Genomic DNA, 17,765 nt, shown 5'->3' with positions numbered 1-17,765 from the left:
CCGCCCGCCTACGGAATCCGATGGTGCACGCAGCCCGACCCGCCCGGCGGTGGAGGCCCCGGTGGCGGCACCCCACCAACCGGCGGTCTGCCGGGCGGCCCCCCACCCGTACAGGACCTCACCGCCGCACTACACGCGGCATTCGCCGCCAGCACCATCGCCCGAACCGCGCTCAGCACGACGGCAGCAAACCAGCGCGGCGGCAGCCAGCGGCTCGGCGACGGCATCGACGTCGACATCAACTCCGCCTTCGACGACATCGTCGGCCGCATCACCGACAGCAACACCAAGATCGATGAAGACCCTGGGAACGACGACAAGGGCCGCCCCTGGCCCGCGCCGGACCCCAACGGCGGGAAGAAGCCGCCCACAGAAGAGGACGAGAGCGCCAGGAAGTGTCTGGAAGGCGGAAAGAGCTGGATCCGCAACGGCGCCCTCGACTCAAGTGGTCGGGCAACTCTCGGCGAAGCCTGCTATGCAAATGGGCACATCCCGCAGAAGGGCCAATACGCATCCAAGCGGACGCCTGTTGGATGGCAGGCCGGGTCCGGGATGGCGCGTGGGCATCTCATCGGGCGAGCACTCGGCGGTTCGAACGCGGATGAAAACATTGTGCCTCTTTATCAGGTCACAGCCAACAAGCCGATGTACGACCGGATAGAGGCAGATGTCCGAAAGCGTCTTCTGAAGAACCACGAAACCGTCTACTATCGCGTCGTACCGATCTACGGGCCGGATAGCGACGTGCCAACGCGCCTCGATATCTTCTACGTCAGCAGCGCGGACGGCGAGCACCACTGCTACGTCAAGAACAGTCCAACAACGAAGGACGTCGATTGCGACCGGTGAGGGGTAGAGCGTGAGCGACCTTGATCGGCTTGAGAAGCTCGTCGGGCGTCAGCGGCCAGCGCACCAGTCTATTGATTGGGACGTTATCGAACACGGCCTCGATCTACGTCTCCCGTCCGATTACAAGGCTTACCTTGCCGCCTTTCCTCCAGGTGCATTCCAAGACGAGCTCATCACTGTCACTCATCCCGCGGCGTCACCCTCGGCCGAAGCATTTGTTACCGAGATGAACGAATTCTGCCGTGAAATCGAAGAGACCAAGGACTCCCTTGAAGTAAATGGCACCTACAGGATGAGGCCGACCCAAGGCGGATTGCTACCGTGGGGTTTCGTCGGTGAGGATCTGGTCCTCTGCTGGGAAACCGCTAGTCCGCCTGAACAGTGGAACTCCGTCATTGCGACTCCATACTTCGACGATGTTTGGTCCTATCCCAAGGGGATGCTCGCCACGCTCATCGATCTCATAAGTGGGAGCACGGGAATTGATTCCCTGAGCTTCATAGCGGGCGAGCCGAACTTCGTAAAGAGAACCGGATACTAACGTCAAGGTATGCCGGAAGACCTGCCATGGGTCTCACGAGGGCGTATGTACCAACTCGCCGTAAGGTCTGTTCGCTGCCAGTTCCTCTCTAGCTCTGTCACGGTTCGTCCCAGCGGAACGGGGGCACGTCGAAGGGGCTGAGGTCGAGCCGGGCGCGGAGTGCTCGGGGGTTGTGGCGCCATCGGCCATGTTCGTATGCGCGGTCGGCAGAGACCTCGACGACGAGGGTGGGGTCGGTTTGTCGGTAGGGCAGCGGGTCGGCTTGGCCGCCCCATCGGCCGAGCCAGCCAGCGGGCAGCGGCTGCGGCCAGGGGTGCTGGATGTGTTGCCGGCCAACGGATGGCGGGTGCAGCAGCGGTGCGATCTCGGCGGCGACCGCTGCGGGCAGGTGGGTGGTCTGGCCGGCCAGGCGGAGGCGGCCGTCGAGGTCGAGTCGGCCGAGCAGCAGCGTGTCCGGCCGGGCGCGGCTGCCGGTGAGGCCGCCGACGATCGCCTCGGACGTTGTGACAGCACGCCATTTTCGCCAGCCGGAGCGGCGTCCCGCCCGGTACGGACTGCCGGCGGGTTTGATGACCAGTCCTTCGATGCCGAGCGGGCCCATCGCGTCGACCCAGGTCTGTGCTTCGGTGATACTGGTGGTCTGCGGGCACAGCACCAGCCGGTCGGGTGCGCCGTCGAGCAGGTCGACCAGCCGCCGGCGCCGCTCCCGCAGCGGCAGCGGGCGCAGATCGTCGCCGGCGAGGGTGAGCAGGTCGAACGCGACGAGCACGGCCGGGAACTCGACTGCGATGCTGTTGAGGCTGTGGCCGGCGACCAGACGCCGTTGCAGCGCCCCGAAGTCCGTGCGTTCCCGCTCGGCCGACCACGCGACCACTTCGCCGTCCAGGCACGTGCCGTCCGGGAGCGCCGGCTGCACGACGCGTGCAAGGTCTGGCAGGTAGCGCTCCAGCCGGCGGCCGGCCCGGGACCGCACGGTCAGCCGACCCTCGTCGACGATCGCGCGGGTGCGCCAGCCGTCCCACTTCGGTTCGTACACGCACCGGCCGGCGCACGAGGTCGGGGCCGGTAACTCGTTCACCGGCACGGCCACCGCCACCTCGACCGGCACCGCCAACGCCCTGCACCCCCGCACCGTCCAGTGAAACAGGCAGGAGTGTCGAGAGCGGGCGTTTTTGCAGGTCATACCCTCGGCGGTGGATCACAACCGCTGGCGATCATGTCGAACATACGTTCTAATCACAGGGTATGGGTGGTAGACCGGTTGATCTTGCGGAGCTGACCCGGCGGGGTCTGATCCGGCCGGCCTCCGCGACGCGTCGTACCGCCACGATCGATCAGATGCTGCCCGTCGACCCGCTCCTCGCCCCGCTGCTGCGCCACCCCGGGCTGGTACCCGGTGACGTGGTGAGCGTGGCGACCACCGGCGGCGGTACTTCCCTGCTGCTCGCGTTGGCCGCCGCCGCGGCCCGCACCGGCGCCTACGTCGCAGCGATCGGCACCCCGATCCTGACGCTGGCAGCCGTCGCGATGGGTATTCCGTCGGAGCATCTACCGCTGATCCCGCACCCGGGCCCGGATCCGCTGGCGATCGTGGCCGTCGCGGCGGAAGGCGTCCCGGTGGTGATCGCGGCGGGGCTGGGCCGGGTACCGGCTGCCCGCGCCGCGCGGCTGGTGCAGCGGTTGCGGGACCATCACGCCGTTCTGCTGGTCCACGGCGAGGGTTGGCCGCGGCCGAGCGCGGCGCTGCGCACCGAGCCGATCGCCTGGCACGGCATCACCGGCCCCGGCCGCGGCCGGCTCCGGTCCCGCACCGTCGTCATCGAGTCCCGCCTGCACGGCGACCCCCGGCCGCGTCGCATCACCGTGCAGCTACCCGACCCGACGGGCCGGATCGCCGCCGCGCCAACAGACACCGTCCGCCAGCCCGCGCCGGCTGCCGTCGTCGAACTGACCGGGTGAGCCGGGTGGGCGACGATCCAGGCGGGTGGGAGGCGCGGACGCACCGCCGTTTCACCGAACCGGTCCCCGTGACCGTGCAGCTCGCCGTCGTCTTCCCCGATCGGGCGGCGTCGGTGCGAACGTTCCAGGGGGTGCCGTTGCGGGTCCGGTCGCTCGGGATCGATCTGTCGGGCACCGTGCCGGGGTCACTGCGGGGGTGGCACCGGATGGCGAGCGGGTCCTGGTGGGGCCTGTGCGATTTCACCGTCCGCTCGCGCAACGGACGGCTGCGCCTGGACCTGCACCAACTCGTGCCGGCCGCCGCACTGTCCCCACGCCACACCGGACCCGACCAGTAGCGCTGAGGGACGGAGAGCGGCCCGCACCACAGAAGACTCGGTGCGGGCCGCTCGATGCATCACGCTTGAGTGGGCGACGATGCGACTGCCAGGCTACCGGTCCTGCGTCCACCCCCGACCGTGCAGGTCACGGGACGCTGGGAGTCGTTACGCCGTCTGAGCGAACCTCAGCCGTCGACAGTTCCGACCGCCACCCCGTGCTGGCTACGGTTCCGGCACACGGCGGCCCCCCAACGCCCATCACCGTGGCGAGAGGGGATTGTCATGTCTGCCAACGGATCTGTTGCCGTGACCGGGGTGACCGGCCAGCTCGGTGGCCGCGTCGCCCGCCGGCTGGCCGCAGCCGGCATCACGCAGACGATGATCGCCCGCCACCCACGCCGCGCGCCGCGGCTGCCTCGCGCCCGGGTGATGCCCGGCAACTACGGGGATCGGACGGCGATGCGCCGTGCGCTGACCGGTGTCGAGCGGGTGCTGCTGGTGTCGGCAACCGCCACCCCGGATCGTGTTGCCCAGCAAGGCGAGTTCCTGCGCGCCGCACAGGATGCCGGCGTCGGACTGGTGGTGTACGTGTCGTTCTGCACGCCGTGGCCCGAGGCGACGTTCGTGCACGGGCGGGATCACTGGTGGACCGAGCAGCACCTCGCCGGCTCCGGCATCCCGCACATCATCCTGCGCAACAACTTCTACGCCGAGTTCGTCGGGCGCGACCTGACCGACGGCCGCGCCGCCATCCGCGGCCCCGCGGAGGACGGGAGGGTGGCGGCCGTCGCGTTGGACGACATCGCTGAGGCGGCCACCAACATCCTCACCGGCGTCAGCGGACAGGCCGGCGCAACCTACACACTGACCGGCCCGGCCGCGGTGGGGCTCGACGAGGTTGCCGACGCCGCCTCCACCGCCTGCGGCCGACGCGTGAGCTACCGGCCGGAGACGCTCCGGCAGGCGTACCGGGCGCGGGACGGTGCGGGTCCGGCTCGGCAGGTCGAGGCGTGGGTGTCCACCTACCGGGCGATCGCCGCCGGTGAGATGGCCGCGGTCACCGATCATGTCGCCCGCCTGACCGGCCGGCCGGCGACACCACTTGCCGAGGCCGTGAGTTGCCTGGCTGCGTAGGTGGGAGCATGGCGGCCGGTTGGTTGATCGGTGTTGCGGCCGGAGCGGGCGCTGCGGCCGGGGTGCCGCTGGCGGGCGTGGCCTGGTCGGTGCCGCCCAGCGGCCGGATCCGGCTGTCTGCCCGCTGGTGGGCCGGGGCGCCCGCACCGTTACTGGTCCGCGTGCTGGTGTGCGGTGTGGGTGCGGGGCTCGCCCTCGCGGTCGCGATCGTTGTCGGCGGGACCGCCATCGTCGCTGCCTGTTGGGTGCTGGCGGTGCTGGCTGGGCCGTTGGCGATCAGTGACCTGCGGCGGCATCGGCTGCCCGACGTATTCGTTGTGACGCTGGCGGGGGCTGTGCTGGTGTGTGCGGGGATCGCGTGGGCGGCGGGAACACCGGGCGCCCGAGCGGGCATAGCGCGGCTCCTGATCGCCGCGGGCGCGATCCTCGTCGCAGGAACGGTGCTGGTGCTCGCCACCGGCACGACTGGGTACGGCGATGTGAAGCTGCTTGCGGTGACCGGAGGGCTGAGCGCCTGGTTCAGCTGGGATCGCGTCATCCTTGGGCTGCTGCTCGCATACGGCATCGCTGCCGCCGCCGCTGTCGGGCTGGTCCTGGCCGGTCGAGCAAGGCGGAGCACGGGTATCGGGATTGGGCCTGCTCTGCTGGCGGGTGCGCTCGTCGCCATGCTCATCTGACCGGCCGCAGAACGTGCCGCAGCAACCAGGTCAGCCGTACAGGGCCGGGCGAGGTCACGGGGATCGGTCCGCTGCCGGTCGTTCGTCGTAGCTGGCCTCAACCAGGCGGACGTCGTCGCGGGCGTCGCCACCGTCGTCACCGTCGTGCTATCGGAGCCCTCAGCCGGGTTGTGGCCGGGCGACGAGTCAGCGATGTCACCGCGGGCGCGGAGGATCTTGTCGATGGAGCGCACCGCGGCAGGGCTCGGCGTGGTGATGGCGGCTTGGCCGTGGTCCGCGGCAGCTGTGCCGGTAGCAAACAGAGGGATGGGTGAGGTGTAGTCGAGGGCATTGCGGTAGGTCTCTGGAGTAAGAGGTTCTAACAAAATTGATCTTGGGTTCTGGACTGTGTTGTTGATCTTGGTCGGTACGACAGGCATGCGCGCAGGGGTCAACAGCCGCGGTGGATCGTCTCCGGCCAGTTGTGGGAACGTATCGAGCCATTGCTGTCGATGCCGTGGCGTCGGTCGGGTGGGTGTGGCTGGCCACGGGTGGAGGACCGGAAGGTGCTGTAGTGGGGGGTAGCTGCTGGCATTTCCGATCAGGAGATTGAGTTCTCCTAATCAGCGGGTTCGGGGTTCGAGTCCCTGGCGGCGCACCATCAAGACCAGGTTAGGCACCGCGTCTGACCTGGTCTCTTGCTTGTTCGGAGATCATCTTCTTGGCCTCTGGCTGTTCGATGATCACCGAGGAAGCGCCCGAGGTACGAGGCGTCGCGGGCCGGCTTGCGCTGCTGATGCGTGAGGGTCTTGCGTTCTCTGTTGCGCTGCTCCGATTGTGTGGCCGAGCGTCGGCCGAGTTCGCAGCCGCAGATGATGGCGGCTGCTGGACGCTCGCCGAGGCGCACTGTGTTCGAGTCGGTTCGACGCTCCGGCGCCGTTCGTGTCCCCGGCTCCTTCGGCGCATCTCCGCCGCTGCCCGCACACCGGCCGCTTGCCATAGGGCTGGTTGTGGACGCGACGCGTGCCGCCGTCCGGAGGGCTCGACGGTCAGGGGTGGCGGAGTCGGCCGGCGTACGTGCCGGCGAGCGCCAGGAACACCACGGACAGCGCGGCGAAGAGGAGATGGATGCCGAGCCCGATCTCCCCGGCCGCCATCTGGAGAAGCACGCCGACGCCGACCGCCGCCCAGCTCGCACCGAGCCCGACCGCGAGCCCGACGGGCCGCACCCGGGGCGCGAGGACAACCAGCGCGGCGGCACCCACCACCACCGGCAGGTCGTACGGCCAGTAGCCGAGCGGCAGGTACGCCACGGCCATGGCCAGCCCCGTCACCGTCACCGCCGCCGCCAGCCGCGGGTGGGCGGGGCGGTGCAGCCCCGTCGCCCGGACCTGCCGGACGATGGCGACCGCCGCGATGACTCCGGCCGCGTACAGCGCGATGTGACAGACGAGCATCCACGGCGGGATCTGAAAGGCCGCTGCCCCGGTCGGAAGTGTGGCGAGCAGATCGAACCCCGCGTATCCGACGAGCAGGCCGAGGCCCGCCCAGCGACGGCGACTCAGCGCGAGGATCCCGGCCGCGAGGTACAGCGCCAACACCAGTGCCAGCGGCACCGTCGGCATGAGGGCCAGCCGCCAGCCGTCGTACGCGATGCCGGCGGCGATCGCCGTCCAGCCCGCGGCGGTGGCGAGCCGTCGCTCGGTGCGTCCGGTGCGCGGATCGGCCACCGGCGTTCCGGTGGCGGTCGCCGGCGGCCCGTACGACACGCCGATAGGTGCCTCGGATCTGTTGTGGGACACCGGATCTGCCGGCAGCGGAGTATCGTCCGGCGCGGCGCCGGACGTGCGCGTCGACTCGACCAGGTCGATCGCCCGCGGCGGTATGGCGTGCGCTCCCGCCTCCGGGCCGGAACCGAATCCGGCTGCGCCGGTAGCCGACGCGGCAGCGGTGGGACGGGAGGAGGACGCCGGTGCGGTGGCCGTCAGAGCGGCGGGCGGGGTGAGCGGCGGCATCGGAACACCGGCCGCGGACGGGACGGTGTGGGCGCCGGTGGCGACGACCAGTTCCGGTTGGTCGAGCACCGTCGGTGCGATCCCGAGCGTGCGGTGCAGCAGGCTTGCCGCGAGTGGGACGCGGCTGGCGCCACCGACGAGGAACACACCGGCGACCGACTCGCGGCCGATGCGCGCGGCGCGCAGCGTCGCCATGGTCTGCTCGACCGTACGGTCGAGCAGCGGCCGGGCGAGCGTCTCGAACTCGTCGCGGGTCAGGTGCACGTCCGTTTCGGCGAGCGGGACGTGCAGCTCGGCGCGTGAGTGGCGGGTGAGCTGCTCCTTCGCCGCGCGCGCGTCCTGCCAGAGCAGCCGACGCGCACGGCGGTCGGCGGGGGAGTCGGGCCAGTCGAGGCGGCTCCAGCTGTCCGTGCCGACGACCGACCGCAGGTGGCCGACGATCGCCGCGTCGAGGTCCAGACCGCCGACGTCCGGCAGGCCGGCAGCGGCCAGCACCTCGAAACCGGTGTCGCCGCGGCGTACGACCGCGGCGTCGAACGTTCCGCCGCCGAGGTCGTACACGATGATGCAGCGACCGACGGGCACCTGGTGACCGAGCACGGTCACGAAGTACGCGGCGGCGGCGACCGGCTCGGGGACCAGTCGTACGTCGGGCAGGCCGGCCGTGTGGGCGGCCTCGGTGAGCACCGCCAGCCGCGGGCGCGACCACTGCGCGGGGTGGGTGAGGATCGCCTCGGTGACCGAGGCGCCGGCCACCCGGCCCGCCTCGTCGACCGCGCGCCGCACCACCGCCGCGATGGCGTCAGCGACGGGCAGTTCTCGGTCACCGAGCCACAACGTACCGTCGTCGATCCGCCGCTTCGGGTTGGGTTCCAGGCGCTCCGGCGCCACGCCCGCCGAACGCTCGGCGTCCCGACCCACCAACAGTTCCCCGTCGTCCGGCAGGTACACCGCGGACGGCAGCAACGGTGAGCCCTCGAACAGCAGCGGCGTACGCCCCGTCGGGTGCGTCAGGACGGCGGCGGTGTTGGACGTGCCGAAGTCGACGGTGAGGCGGGGGGAGTGCATGCCGCGAGTCTAGGGTCCGCCGCGCCGGGCCGGATGGCGTCGCGTGGTGGCGGTCGACGCCGAGAACAAGCGCGGTGGCGATCCGGGGTGGGAGGCCGCTTCCCGAACGGTGGCCTTCCACGATTCTCGTTCCGAGCGTAGCCAGAGGCCGTAGTCCAGGACCACGTCACTCCGGCCGGCAAGCTGGGCGGCCAGCTGCCCGCGTACCTGATCGACGACTGGTCGTTGACGTTGGACGTACTCGTGCTCGGGGCAGTCGACGCCGTATCTGCTGTGCAGCCTGTGGAGGTCCTCATCCGCGGAGAGGCGCACGAAGCCGCGCCGGGTGAGGGCTTGGGAGAGGACCGTCTTCCGGATCCTGTCATCCCGATCAGCAAGACAGCACGAGGTGGCACTGGGCCAGTATCCACATCGACCGTCTGGACACCGCCGAGACCGGCCGCGCTCTTCACCGCGCTGTAACCTCGCCGAACCACTCGGTGTTGCGATAACCGCCGGAAACTAGCCGCGCCACAGGCGAACAGCCAGCCGCGAGGTACAGCAGCCAGGGGCGACAACGAGTCGCCCAGGCTCGCCGTCCCCTGTCACTGCACCGCTTTCCGGGCCCGCTCCCGGTAGGTCCTGTCGTCGTAACGGGTGAGCCCTCGATCCTCCAGGGCCTCGGCCTCGCTCTCGGCCACTTCCTGAGCGAAGCGGTCCGCGACGCGCTGGCGCCACTGGCGCGCCTCTTCCTGCCGGCCCTGGTCGTCCAGCAGGACCGCCAGGTTGAGGCGCGGCCCGACGCAGCGGTCCTGAGCGCCGGCGCGTCGGAACCACTGCTCGGCCTCGCCGGTGTCGCCCCAATGGACCAGCAGAACGCCCAGCCAGTTCATCGCGACCGGGCGACCGCTGGCGGCCGCGCGCCGGTACCGCGGCTCACCCGCGTCGCGGTCGTCCCATGCGGCAAGGACCTGCTCCAGCCGGCACGCACGGTCGGTCTCGTCCAGCTCGTCGTCCGCATCGTCGTCGTCCGACTCGGTCTCCCGCGGGGCCTCCGCACGCAGCAGCTCCGCCAGCTCGGACACGGCTGGCAGGTAACCATGCCGGGCAGCGGTCCAGTAGCACCGCGTGCCCTCCTTGCGGTAGCCCCGCGCGATCAGCAGCGACCCCAGCGTGCGTCCCGCCTCCGGATCGCGCTCCCGGGCGGCGTGCACCAAGGGCATGACCTGCGCCAGCGGCAGCCTGTCGAGCGCGGCCCTGATCTCGTCGACTGGGTCGTCGTCCTTCTCCTTGTCCCAGGCGAAGGCAATCGAGTCGTCGGCAAGCATCGACCCCAGCCGGAACATCGCGTCCTCCTCGCGGGCGCCGATCGCGCAGCGGTACCACCACTCGGCTCCCTCGGCAACACTGCGCCGGGCCAGCAGGTCGGCCAGTTCCGGCATCGCTTCCGTCGCACCGGCCTCGATCGCACGCCGGTACCACCGCTCAGCCCCGTGCGTGTCGTCGGCCCTGCGGAGCAGGTCTCCCAGCTTCCGCATCGCGTCGACGTCGCCGACGTCGGCCGCGCGCCGGTACCACTGCTGGGCCTCCTGCGGTTCGTCGGCCCTGCACAGCGTGTCTCCCAGACGGACCATCGCGCTCACGCCACCGGCGTCGGCATCCCGCCGGAAGCGGCGCTGGTACCACTGGAGAGCCTCTGACCTGTCGCCCCGGATGTCCAACAGGACCGCCAAGCGGTGCATGGCGTCCAGGTCACCGCCCTCGGCCGCGGCCCGGTACCAGCGCTCGGCTTCACCGTCCAAGCCGTGCCCTTCACGGCGCAACCCCAGCAGGTACATCGTCTCCGCGGGCAGATCACCCGTGTCGGCGGCGCGCCGGAAGCACCGCTCGGCCTCGTCCGTACGGCCGGCATTCTCGTAGCTGACGGCCAGCGCGAGCGCCGCGTGCGTGTGGCCGGTGTCGATCGCGCGCCGGTACCACGGCTCGGCCGCCCGAAACTCGTCGCGGTCATCCAGCAGTGAAGCCAGTCGGCACATGGCCTGCCCATGCCCGGCCACCGCGGCGCGCCGGAACCAGCGCTCGGCCTCGTCGGAATCACCCTGCTCCTCGGTCAGGATCCCCAATCCGCACATGGCATCCAGGTCACCGGTCTCGGCCGCGGTACGCAGGTCCGTGTCGGTGCGGGCGGGCTCTGTCGACGACATCGGGGGCCTCCGATCACAACGAAAGGAACACCCTATGAGCCGCCTACGACATCATCGCCCGACATGCTCGTCATACGACATCGGACCACGACAGATCGCCAACGACGACCAGCCGTTTCACCTGTTCAGCAGCGGACGGCCCTGATCCGGGCAACGACCCGGGTCACTTAAGTCGCCCGGAGCCGACGGCGATGCGGAACTGAGGAGCTTGTCGCCATGACAGCCGACCCATCCGGCACAGAGCTGAGCCCTGGGGTCTGCGGACTGTCGCTGGTGGCACTGGAAGAGGCCCACGGGTAGGACAGCAGTCTCGGCGTCGTAGGCGCGGAGCCGCTCGTACTCATCGTGTGCCCAGATGCCTGACGGGACGTCCTGGCGGTACGGTCAGGACTCGCAGGGCCGGGGTGCCGGACCGCCCATCGTCTGCGTCACGGCCTCATCATGCAGGATCCAAGGCCACCTGTGCGACGGCGCGATGCTCGCGGGGTCGGAGCGAGATGCTGCCGCGCACGGCCTTCACCTCCCGGAAGGTCGCCCACCTGTCTGGTTGGCTACCCCTGGACCCGGCTCGCCGACAAACTCCGGCGTCGACCCGAAGAACATGACCCGCACGTACGGCGCCGCCGTCCGCGACGACCAGCGCCGCGCCGCCGGGCACCCCAGACCAGGAGCAGGAGAACTGAACCATGGCCGAGACACCGGACGCCTTCCAACGCGCCCTCCGCGTACGGTGGCGACTCACTGCCCGGGCCGAATCGATGCGCACCAGCAAGGAGCTGACGTGAACCAGTCGTTGGAGATGCAGCGCGCCGAGGTCATCGGAGCAGTCATCGCACAGACCGTCGGTGACTACCGGGGCGGTGCTGTCGACGCGCAAGCCGCCGATCTGGCGGCCCGCCTCACAGGCGGCACGGACCCGCTGGACACCATCTTCGAATGGACGATCGAGCAGACCGGGCCGCTCACCCATCCGGGCGAGCACGACGCGGCACGGACTGCCGCGGAGCGGCTGCTCCGGACACTCCAGGAAGCGGATCTGCTCGGCGGGAAGGCGCGCTGACATGGCCGCTTTCGAGTTCTGCGGGCCGTCCACCGCCACCGGCCCCGAGCTATTCGGACACCGCCCACCAGCCGCACTCTTCACCGCGCTGTTAACCTCGCCGAACCACCCGGGGTCGCGATGACCGCTGGAAACCACCCTGGCTCCGTCCCGGAGTGACTTGGTGCACCGCAGAGTCGGCAGCACCATTGCGTCCGGCCTGTCGTCGGCGGGCCGGTGTGCTTTGTTCTGGTGACGGATGTCGTGGGTGCTGAGGTCGGTGGGGATAATGGTCGGGTTATCGATCCCCGGCCCCGTGGTACGGCGGTGAGCGGGAGACAGGAGTACTGCTCGATGCGTAGCAGGGTTCAGAAGATCACCCCGGAGAAGGCCGCAACGCTGTTGAAGGCCAACACGAGCAACCGGCCGTTGTCGGCGTCGCTGGTGCGCACGTTCGCGGAGGCGATGCGGCGTGGGGACTGGCAGGTGACGCATCAGGGCATCGCGGTCGGCGCCGACGGCCGTCTGGTCGACGGGCAGCATCGGCTTGCCGCGGTGGTGGAGGCCGGTGTGCCGGTGGAGATGCTGGTGTTCACCGACGTGGACGCTGACACGTTCGACGTGCTGGACACCGGCCGGCGCCGTAACGCCGCAGACGTGTTGGCGATCGAGGGGGAGAAGTCGACCGTCCAGTTGGCGTCGATGGTGCGCACCGTGTGGCTGTACGACAACCGTCCCGACGGTGCCTGGTCGGGTGGTAGCGCTGCGGTCACGAACCATCAGATCCTGGAAACCCTCGCCGCGAATCCGGGGCTGCGGGATGCGGTCGCGGTGGGGGATCAGATCGCGGCGGCAACCGGCATGATCAAGAGCGCGGCCGGGGCGGCGAGTTACCTGCTGGGGCGGGTGAACAAGCCGAAGCGGCTGGAGCCGTGGTTCGACGGGATTATTGACGGTGCCGGGCTGGCGCGTGCCGATCCGCGGTTGAGGTTCCGGAACCTGATGTTGACGATGGCCCGCAAGCAGGCCGGTCAGGTCCAACGCCGACGTGACACGCGGGAACACGTGGCGTTGTATGTGAAGGCGTTCAACGCCTGGGCGAGCGGCGAACCACTGGCCCAGCTGCGGTACGCGCCGCGCGAGGCGCTGCCGCCGATCGCTGTCGCACGCTGAGTCCCGGCGATCGACGCCACCACAAGGAGGTACCACACCCACCGCACAAGGCAGTTCCCTCCAGTCCTGTGTGGACGGTCGTGGATCGGCGGTGGTCAGTACTTCGGCCAGAACTCGTGCCAGAGCGGGCCGGGCGGGTAGTCGGCCATGTTCGGATCGCCCGCCGCGGTGGCGATCATGTCCGCGACAACGTGGGGCGACTCGTCGGCCACGCGGGCGATCTCGCGGACCGGCACGCCCTGCTGATGCAGCCGGTAGATGGCGACGTCGCGCTCGCAGCGCACGCCCTGCCATGCCTCGGTCAGACGCTCCAGGCGTCGCTGCCAGTAGGCCCGCTCCTCCTCGGTGCCGACGGCCGCGGCGGACGCAGTGCCCTCGGCCGGGACATCGGTGGTGCGACACGGAACCGAGGGCTGCTGTTCCGGGTCGGCCGAGGCGTGGCCGGCGTCGAGCGGTGAGCTGGTGAGGGTGGTGTCGGGAAGGGTGACGGTCACGGCGGCGGTCCTTTCGCTGCGGTGGTGGGAACGGTCAGCGGTGATCCGGCAGGCCGCGGAGCGTGCCGCGGCGGGTCGGTCACGGCCGACGCCGTGGGGGCCCGTGCGTGCGGCGCGGGTCGGCGTCGGCCGTGGTGAGAACAGTGGATCGTGCCGGGCCCGACACGGCGACCGCGTTGCGGTGACGGTTGGGACGCTTGCCGTAGTCTTCGTGGCGTCCCAGCCGTCCTCGCCGCATGGAGGAGTGGTGGCAGCCAACGAACGTCTACGTGCCGCCATGAATCAGGCCGGTATCGGCGTCGAACGTCTGGCGCAGGCTGCCGAGGTCGATCCCAAGACCGTGTATCGATGGCTGTCGCGTGGACGGCCACCGAAGAGGCCAGAGACCAGGCGGCTGGTGGCGGGACTCCTGCAGCAAGACGACAGCTGGTTGTGGCCGACGATCGGCCGGGCCCCTGCCGCGGCGCCGGTCGATGCCGAGATCGTCGCCGCCTACACCTACCGCTCCGATCTGCCGACCCAGCGATGGTGGGATCTGATCAGTCGCGCCAGCGACCGGATCGATCTGCTCGGCTACACCCTCTACTTCCTTGCTCTGCAACACCCGGAGCTGGTTGAGACGCTGCGGTCGAAGTGCGAGGACGGGTGCCGGATCCGTGCGGTGATCGCCGACCCGGACTCTGAGCATGTCCGGTACCGGGATGCCGAGGAGGGCACGCCGCTGACATTGGTGGTGCGGATCAACACCACGCTGAGCATGCTCGATGGCCTGTTCGGCTGCCCTGGCTTCGAGTTGCGGTTCCAGGACACCCCGCTGTACAACTCGATCTTCCGGTTCGATGATCAGATGCTCGTCACCCCGCACCTGTACGCGACGACCGGCGCGAAAGCCCCGCTGCTGCATCTGCGCAAGGTGCGGCCCGGAGGGTTGTTCGGCCAGTTCGCCGGTCACTTCGACAGCATCTGGCAGCACGCCACTCCGGCGTCGGTCGACCAGTCGCGACCGCAGGATCGGGACAGCGCGTGAGCCGGATCGACTACTACAACGACCCGGCGGCGCCGGCCGCGAACTCGCTGGTCCCGGCGGCCTCCGCGGTGGTCGCCGGCGAAGACGGCCGCATCCTGCTGCAGCGCAGGGTCGACAACGACCTGTGGGCGCTGCCCGGCGGCGGCATGGAACTCGGTGAGTCGATCGCGCAGACCGTGATGCGGGAAGTCCGCGAGGAGACCGGCCTGCAGGTCACGCCCCGCTACGTGATCGGCGTCTACACCGACCCCGGCCACGTGTTCGCCTATAGCGACGGGGAGGTCCGGCAGGAGTTCTCCGTCTGTGTCGCCGCCCGCCCGGTCGGCGGCAGCCTGCAGGTCAGCAGCGAATCGCACGAGGTCGGCTGGTTCAGCCCCGAGCAGATCGGATCGCTGGCCATGCACCCCCGCATCCGGGCCCGCATCGACGACTACCTCGCCGGCGTCACCGCCGCGCTGCGCTAACCCAGCCGCACGCCCACCTGCGCGGCGCGCTGCTGCACCGCGTGGATCGCGGCTCGGATCTCCGGCGCCGCCGCCGCGATCGCCCGCGGCACGGTGTGATCGGCGCCGTAGCGTTGCCGGATCTCACAAAGCCGCGCCTCGAAACTCAGCTCCGCCCCGGCAGGGCCGGTGGTCATGTCGCAGAACCACAACCCGTCGCGGGCCTGCCCGGGCTCGTCACGAAACTCGGCAAGCTCTGCTCCCAGGCCACGCAGCTGCGCCTCATGCCGGGCACCCGAGTGATGCGCCACCAGGCCACACAACTGCTCGCTGGCACCCCACCGGCGCAACGCGCGCGCACCGTCAACGGGATGGAAGCCGGTGTCGTGCAGCTGCGGCGCGTAGCCGATGTCGTGCACCCAACACGCCGCGTGCAACAGGTCCGCCGAGCCGCCGGCCACCGGCCGCAGCCGTTCACCCTTTGCCGCTACTGCCTGCACATGCCGCCACCGCCGCTCGGTGAACTCCGGCGTCGTGAGATACCGACGCGCGATTCCCGCCGCCCAGCCCACAAGGTCGTCCATGGCAGGTCACCGTAGGCAGACCACGCCGGACGGCGGTACCACACCCGCGGGACGCCTACGCGTCTCAAGCGTCCCCGACCCCCCGGGGAGCGTGGGTGCGTGATAGATGCGGATCGGCGAACTGCGGCTGGATGGGCAGGCGGTGACCGCTCGATCCGGTCTGGTCGACGAGTCGTTACGGCGCTGTGGTCGGCAGGCGCCAGGCCAGGGCGGTGTTGGCGAGGCGGATGTGTTGGTGGTTGCCGGTGGCCGTGAGGGTGAAGCGTTCGCGGTTGGGGTGACCGAGCCGATCCCATTGGCGACGCGTGCGTTCGACGATGGCCCAGATGTCGCGCGGGCCGCCCTGGGTGACTTTCCCGTCGGCCAGACGAGCCCAGGATCCGTCGGGGTGGGTGACGATCGCGGTCTGTTGTGCGGGGTCGCTGGTGAGCAGTCGTAGCCCGGGAAGGGTAGCGGCGAGCAGGAACCGGAATGCGTTGTCGAACCACACATCGGCGCCGAGTGTCGTTGCGCGTGCCGGGAGGGTGGGGTCGGCTGCGACGGCCAGGATCGTGTCGACCGCGGCGGGTTCGTCGGCGCCGCGGAGCGGCATGAAGTACGCCGAGATCGCGAGGAACGGTCCGTCCGCTCCGCCGGGCCGGGTAACGGTGAGTGCGGCGATTCCGGTGGCGATCGGGACGATGATCCGGCCGCCGGAGCGGACCTGTTCCAGCCAGGCCGGTGGGATGGTGTCGACCGCGCAGGTTGCGATCAGCCGGTCATAGGGGGCGCCGTCGGCCCAGCCCGCCGCGCCGTCGCCGACCGCGACGGTCGGACGGTATCCGGCCTCGGAGAGCCGAACGCGAACGTCGGTGACCAGTTCGGGGTTGATGTCGACGGTGGTGACGTTCTGGCCGCCGAGCCGGTGACACAGCAGGGCGGCGTTGTACCCGGACCCGGTACCGATCTCCAAGACCCGCTGCCCGTCGGTGACGTCCAGGGCCTCCAGCATCACGGCCATGAGACTCGGCACGGTAGACGACGAGCCGCCGTCGGGCCGGATCATCAGGACCCGGTCGTCGTAGACGCCGGTCAGCCAGGCGTCTGCTGTGTGCGCGCCGACATGCTGCTGGCCGCCTGGGCCCTGCTGCCAGAACTCGGGCACAAACACGTGGCGGGGCACGACGGTGAACGCCGCCTGCCACTCGGGGCTGACCAGGTCACCGGAGGCGAGCAGGGCGTCCACCATCCGGCGCCGAAGTTGTGAGGCACGCTGTTCCACAGGCATGTGGTTGGCGTCGGTGGTGGTCACGTGATGCTGCCCCTTTCCAGCAGGTCGGCCAGCGCGCTGCTGATCGATAGTCCGGCGGACTGTTCGGTCCAGGCCCATTGGCCGTTGGGGTCCAGTTCGAGGCACACCCACTGTCCGTCGGGCCGGACCAGGAAGTCCGGTGCGTCGCAGGATCGTCAGCAGACCTGATAGATCGTGGCAGATCGTCGCGCCGGGTAGCTGCCAGCTGTCGGGTCCTGGTCGCCGTCGTGGATCGGCGGTCGTCAGTACTTCGGCCAGAACTCGTGCCAGAGCGGGCCGGGCTGGTAGTCGGCCATGTTGGGATCGCCCGCCGCGGCGGCGATGGTGTCTGCGACAACGTGGGAAGACTCGTCTGCCAGTCGGGCGATCTCACGCACCGGCATGCCGTGCTGGTGCAGCCGGTAGATGGCAAGGTCACGCTCGCAGCGCACGCCCAGCCATGCCTCGGTCAGGCACTCAAGGCGTCGTTGCCAGTAGGCCCGGTCTTCCTCGGATGGGGCGACGTCGGCGCGAGCGGTGTCTTCGGTCGGGACATCGACAAGCTTGATCATGGGCGCTGATGCCTGCCTCTCTGTGGTTGTGGAAGGCGATGGCGCTGGGTGGGCCGGCGTGCTGACCGACTCGCTGTTCATGGAGGCACTGGTCCGGAGGCTCGGTGTTGGCCATGGCGGGGCAGGCTCGAAGCCGGGGACGGCGCCCGCCTGGTTGGTGGATCGGCCGCGGGCGGCCGTGCGGCGGCATGCGCTGACGCCGATGACGGCGTCGGGCCGGTTACCGGGCCGGGTGTTTGTCAGCGGCTCCGCGCCGCCTATCAGGCGACTCTCGGGTGTTTGTGCAGTTCGGGTGGTCATGCCGGGCTCCCCACTGTGACGGGCGAGATGTGTTGAGTCACCATGAAGGGTGTGTGAGGTGCCCTGGGCCATGCGACGGTTTGGTTCGGTCCCTTTTGCGACCGCTACCGGACCAAAGGCGGACCTCTGTTGCTTCGG

General features: G+C 69.9%; 18 protein-coding genes and 1 pseudogene. 11 read left to right on the top strand and 8 right to left on the bottom strand.

All coding sequences use genetic code 11. From position 1 onward, the window contains the following. Together Aru02nite_RS28915 and Aru02nite_RS28910 are read left to right on the top strand one after the other, a co-directional pair. Window positions 1-849, top strand: an 849-nt coding sequence (locus Aru02nite_RS28915; protein ID WP_203662984.1) for a DNA/RNA non-specific endonuclease, incomplete at its 5' end; no start/stop codon positions are given. A 10-nt stretch (window positions 850-859) separates the two neighbouring features. Next, a complete protein-coding gene (locus Aru02nite_RS28910; RefSeq protein WP_203662983.1) occupies window positions 860-1,390 on the top strand; it encodes a hypothetical protein in 531 nt (176 codons plus the stop codon). Window positions 1,391-1,487: 97 nt separating this feature from the next. Here Aru02nite_RS28910 and Aru02nite_RS28905 read toward each other — a convergent pair whose 3' ends face one another. Continuing rightward, the gene (locus Aru02nite_RS28905; protein WP_239077018.1) at window positions 1,488-2,426 is read right to left on the bottom strand and encodes an ATP-dependent DNA ligase; all 939 of its coding nucleotides are present in this window, start codon (window positions 2,424-2,426) and stop codon (window positions 1,488-1,490) included. Between Aru02nite_RS28905 and Aru02nite_RS36960 the strand changes: the two genes are divergently transcribed. The 5 genes from Aru02nite_RS36960 to Aru02nite_RS28885 all read left to right on the top strand — a co-directional run bounded on the left by Aru02nite_RS36960 (window position 2,395) and on the right by Aru02nite_RS28885 (window position 5,480). Beyond that, a complete protein-coding gene (locus Aru02nite_RS36960; RefSeq protein WP_239077019.1) occupies window positions 2,395-2,532 on the top strand; it encodes a hypothetical protein in 138 nt (45 codons plus the stop codon). The genes Aru02nite_RS28905 and Aru02nite_RS36960 overlap by 32 nt on opposite strands. Window positions 2,533-2,728: 196 nt before the next feature. Then, window positions 2,729-3,349 (top strand): DnaE2-dependent mutagenesis accessory factor ImuA', encoded by a 621-nt coding sequence (gene imuA', locus Aru02nite_RS28900; protein ID WP_203662981.1) that lies wholly within the window; start codon window positions 2,729-2,731, stop codon window positions 3,347-3,349. 5 nt (window positions 3,350-3,354) lie between these two features. Continuing rightward, window positions 3,355-3,687, top strand: a complete 333-nt coding sequence (locus Aru02nite_RS28895; protein ID WP_203662980.1) for a hypothetical protein — start codon at window positions 3,355-3,357, stop codon at window positions 3,685-3,687. A 288-nt stretch (window positions 3,688-3,975) separates the two neighbouring features. After that, window positions 3,976-4,803 (top strand): NAD(P)H-binding protein, encoded by an 828-nt coding sequence (locus Aru02nite_RS28890; RefSeq protein WP_239077017.1) that lies wholly within the window; start codon window positions 3,976-3,978, stop codon window positions 4,801-4,803. A gap of 8 nt (window positions 4,804-4,811) precedes the next feature. Beyond that, window positions 4,812-5,480, top strand: a complete 669-nt coding sequence (locus tag Aru02nite_RS28885; protein ID WP_203662976.1) for a prepilin peptidase — start codon at window positions 4,812-4,814, stop codon at window positions 5,478-5,480. Between the two features lie 1,028 nt (window positions 5,481-6,508). Here Aru02nite_RS28885 and Aru02nite_RS28880 read toward each other — a convergent pair. The 3 genes and pseudogenes from Aru02nite_RS28880 to Aru02nite_RS37640 all read right to left on the bottom strand — a co-directional run. Further along, complete coding sequence (locus Aru02nite_RS28880; RefSeq protein ID WP_203662975.1) at window positions 6,509-8,542, bottom strand: Hsp70 family protein; 2,034 nt, start codon at window positions 8,540-8,542, stop codon at window positions 6,509-6,511. Between the two features lie 584 nt (window positions 8,543-9,126). Beyond that, window positions 9,127-10,725: a tetratricopeptide repeat protein gene (locus tag Aru02nite_RS28875; protein ID WP_203662974.1), complete on the bottom strand. Its 1,599-nt coding sequence runs from the start codon at window positions 10,723-10,725 to the stop codon at window positions 9,127-9,129. 117 nt (window positions 10,726-10,842) lie between these two features. Then, window positions 10,843-11,097: pseudogene (locus Aru02nite_RS37640) on the bottom strand (DUF6283 family protein); the annotation flags it as partial. A gap of 409 nt (window positions 11,098-11,506) precedes the next feature. Here Aru02nite_RS37640 and Aru02nite_RS28870 point away from each other — a divergent pair. Beyond that, window positions 11,507-11,785 carry a hypothetical protein gene (locus tag Aru02nite_RS28870; RefSeq protein ID WP_203662973.1) on the top strand — a complete coding sequence of 93 codons (279 nt, stop codon included), beginning with the start codon at window positions 11,507-11,509 and terminating at the stop codon, window positions 11,783-11,785. A 231-nt stretch (window positions 11,786-12,016) separates the two neighbouring features. Then, window positions 12,017-12,937 (top strand): hypothetical protein, encoded by a 921-nt coding sequence (locus tag Aru02nite_RS28865; protein ID WP_203662972.1) that lies wholly within the window; start codon window positions 12,017-12,019, stop codon window positions 12,935-12,937. A gap of 95 nt (window positions 12,938-13,032) precedes the next feature. Here the strand turns inward: Aru02nite_RS28865 and Aru02nite_RS28860 are convergent, their stop codons facing one another. Next, on the bottom strand, window positions 13,033-13,431 hold the full coding sequence (locus Aru02nite_RS28860; protein ID WP_203662971.1) for a hypothetical protein: 399 nt from the start codon (window positions 13,429-13,431) through the stop codon (window positions 13,033-13,035). A gap of 247 nt (window positions 13,432-13,678) precedes the next feature. Here Aru02nite_RS28860 and Aru02nite_RS28855 point away from each other — a divergent pair, with 247 nt between their 5' ends. Together Aru02nite_RS28855 and Aru02nite_RS28850 are read left to right on the top strand one after the other, a co-directional pair. Then, window positions 13,679-14,458, top strand: a complete 780-nt coding sequence (locus Aru02nite_RS28855; protein ID WP_203662970.1) for a helix-turn-helix domain-containing protein — start codon at window positions 13,679-13,681, stop codon at window positions 14,456-14,458. Then, on the top strand, window positions 14,455-14,922 hold the full coding sequence (locus Aru02nite_RS28850) for an NUDIX hydrolase (protein WP_203662969.1): 468 nt from the start codon (window positions 14,455-14,457) through the stop codon (window positions 14,920-14,922). The genes Aru02nite_RS28855 and Aru02nite_RS28850 overlap by 4 nt, the downstream gene beginning before the upstream one ends. Here Aru02nite_RS28850 and Aru02nite_RS28845 read toward each other — a convergent pair. The 3 genes from Aru02nite_RS28845 to Aru02nite_RS28835 all read right to left on the bottom strand — a co-directional run bounded on the left by Aru02nite_RS28845 (window position 14,919) and on the right by Aru02nite_RS28835 (window position 17,327). After that, complete coding sequence (locus Aru02nite_RS28845; protein WP_203662968.1) at window positions 14,919-15,485, bottom strand: HD domain-containing protein; 567 nt, start codon at window positions 15,483-15,485, stop codon at window positions 14,919-14,921. The two genes, Aru02nite_RS28850 and Aru02nite_RS28845, sit on opposite strands and share 4 nt — an antisense overlap. Before the next feature lie 175 nt (window positions 15,486-15,660). After that, complete coding sequence (locus Aru02nite_RS28840) at window positions 15,661-16,776, bottom strand: methyltransferase domain-containing protein (RefSeq protein WP_203662966.1); 1,116 nt, start codon at window positions 16,774-16,776, stop codon at window positions 15,661-15,663. Between the two features lie 242 nt (window positions 16,777-17,018). After that, window positions 17,019-17,327 (bottom strand): hypothetical protein, encoded by a 309-nt coding sequence (locus Aru02nite_RS28835; RefSeq protein WP_203662964.1) that lies wholly within the window; start codon window positions 17,325-17,327, stop codon window positions 17,019-17,021. Window positions 17,328-17,765 lie beyond the last annotated feature (438 nt).

Origin of the sequence: Actinocatenispora rupis (genome assembly GCF_016861975.1) — a bacterium.
Lineage (GTDB): Bacteria > Actinomycetota > Actinomycetes > Mycobacteriales > Micromonosporaceae > Actinocatenispora > Actinocatenispora rupis.
The sequence above is the reverse complement of the archived record's forward strand: the minus strand, read 5'-3'. Positions and strand labels throughout refer to the sequence as shown.

Bases quoted from the DNA above. Each gene is read 5' to 3' on its own strand.
- Aru02nite_RS28845 (WP_203662968.1), bottom strand. From the start codon at position 15,485: ATGGACGACCTTGTGGGCTGGGCGGCGGGAATCGCGCGTCGGTATCTC.
- Aru02nite_RS28835 (WP_203662964.1), bottom strand. From the start codon at position 17,327: ATGATCAAGCTTGTCGATGTCCCGACCGAAGACACCGCTCGCGCCGAC.
- imuA' (WP_203662981.1), top strand. From the start codon at position 2,729: ATGCTGCCCGTCGACCCGCTCCTCGCCCCGCTGCTGCGCCACCCCGGG.
- Aru02nite_RS28880 (WP_203662975.1), bottom strand. From the start codon at position 8,542: ATGCACTCCCCCCGCCTCACCGTCGACTTCGGCACGTCCAACACCGCC.
- Aru02nite_RS28885 (WP_203662976.1), top strand. From the start codon at position 4,812: ATGGCGGCCGGTTGGTTGATCGGTGTTGCGGCCGGAGCGGGCGCTGCG.
- Aru02nite_RS28875 (WP_203662974.1), bottom strand. From the start codon at position 10,725: ATGTCGTCGACAGAGCCCGCCCGCACCGACACGGACCTGCGTACCGCG.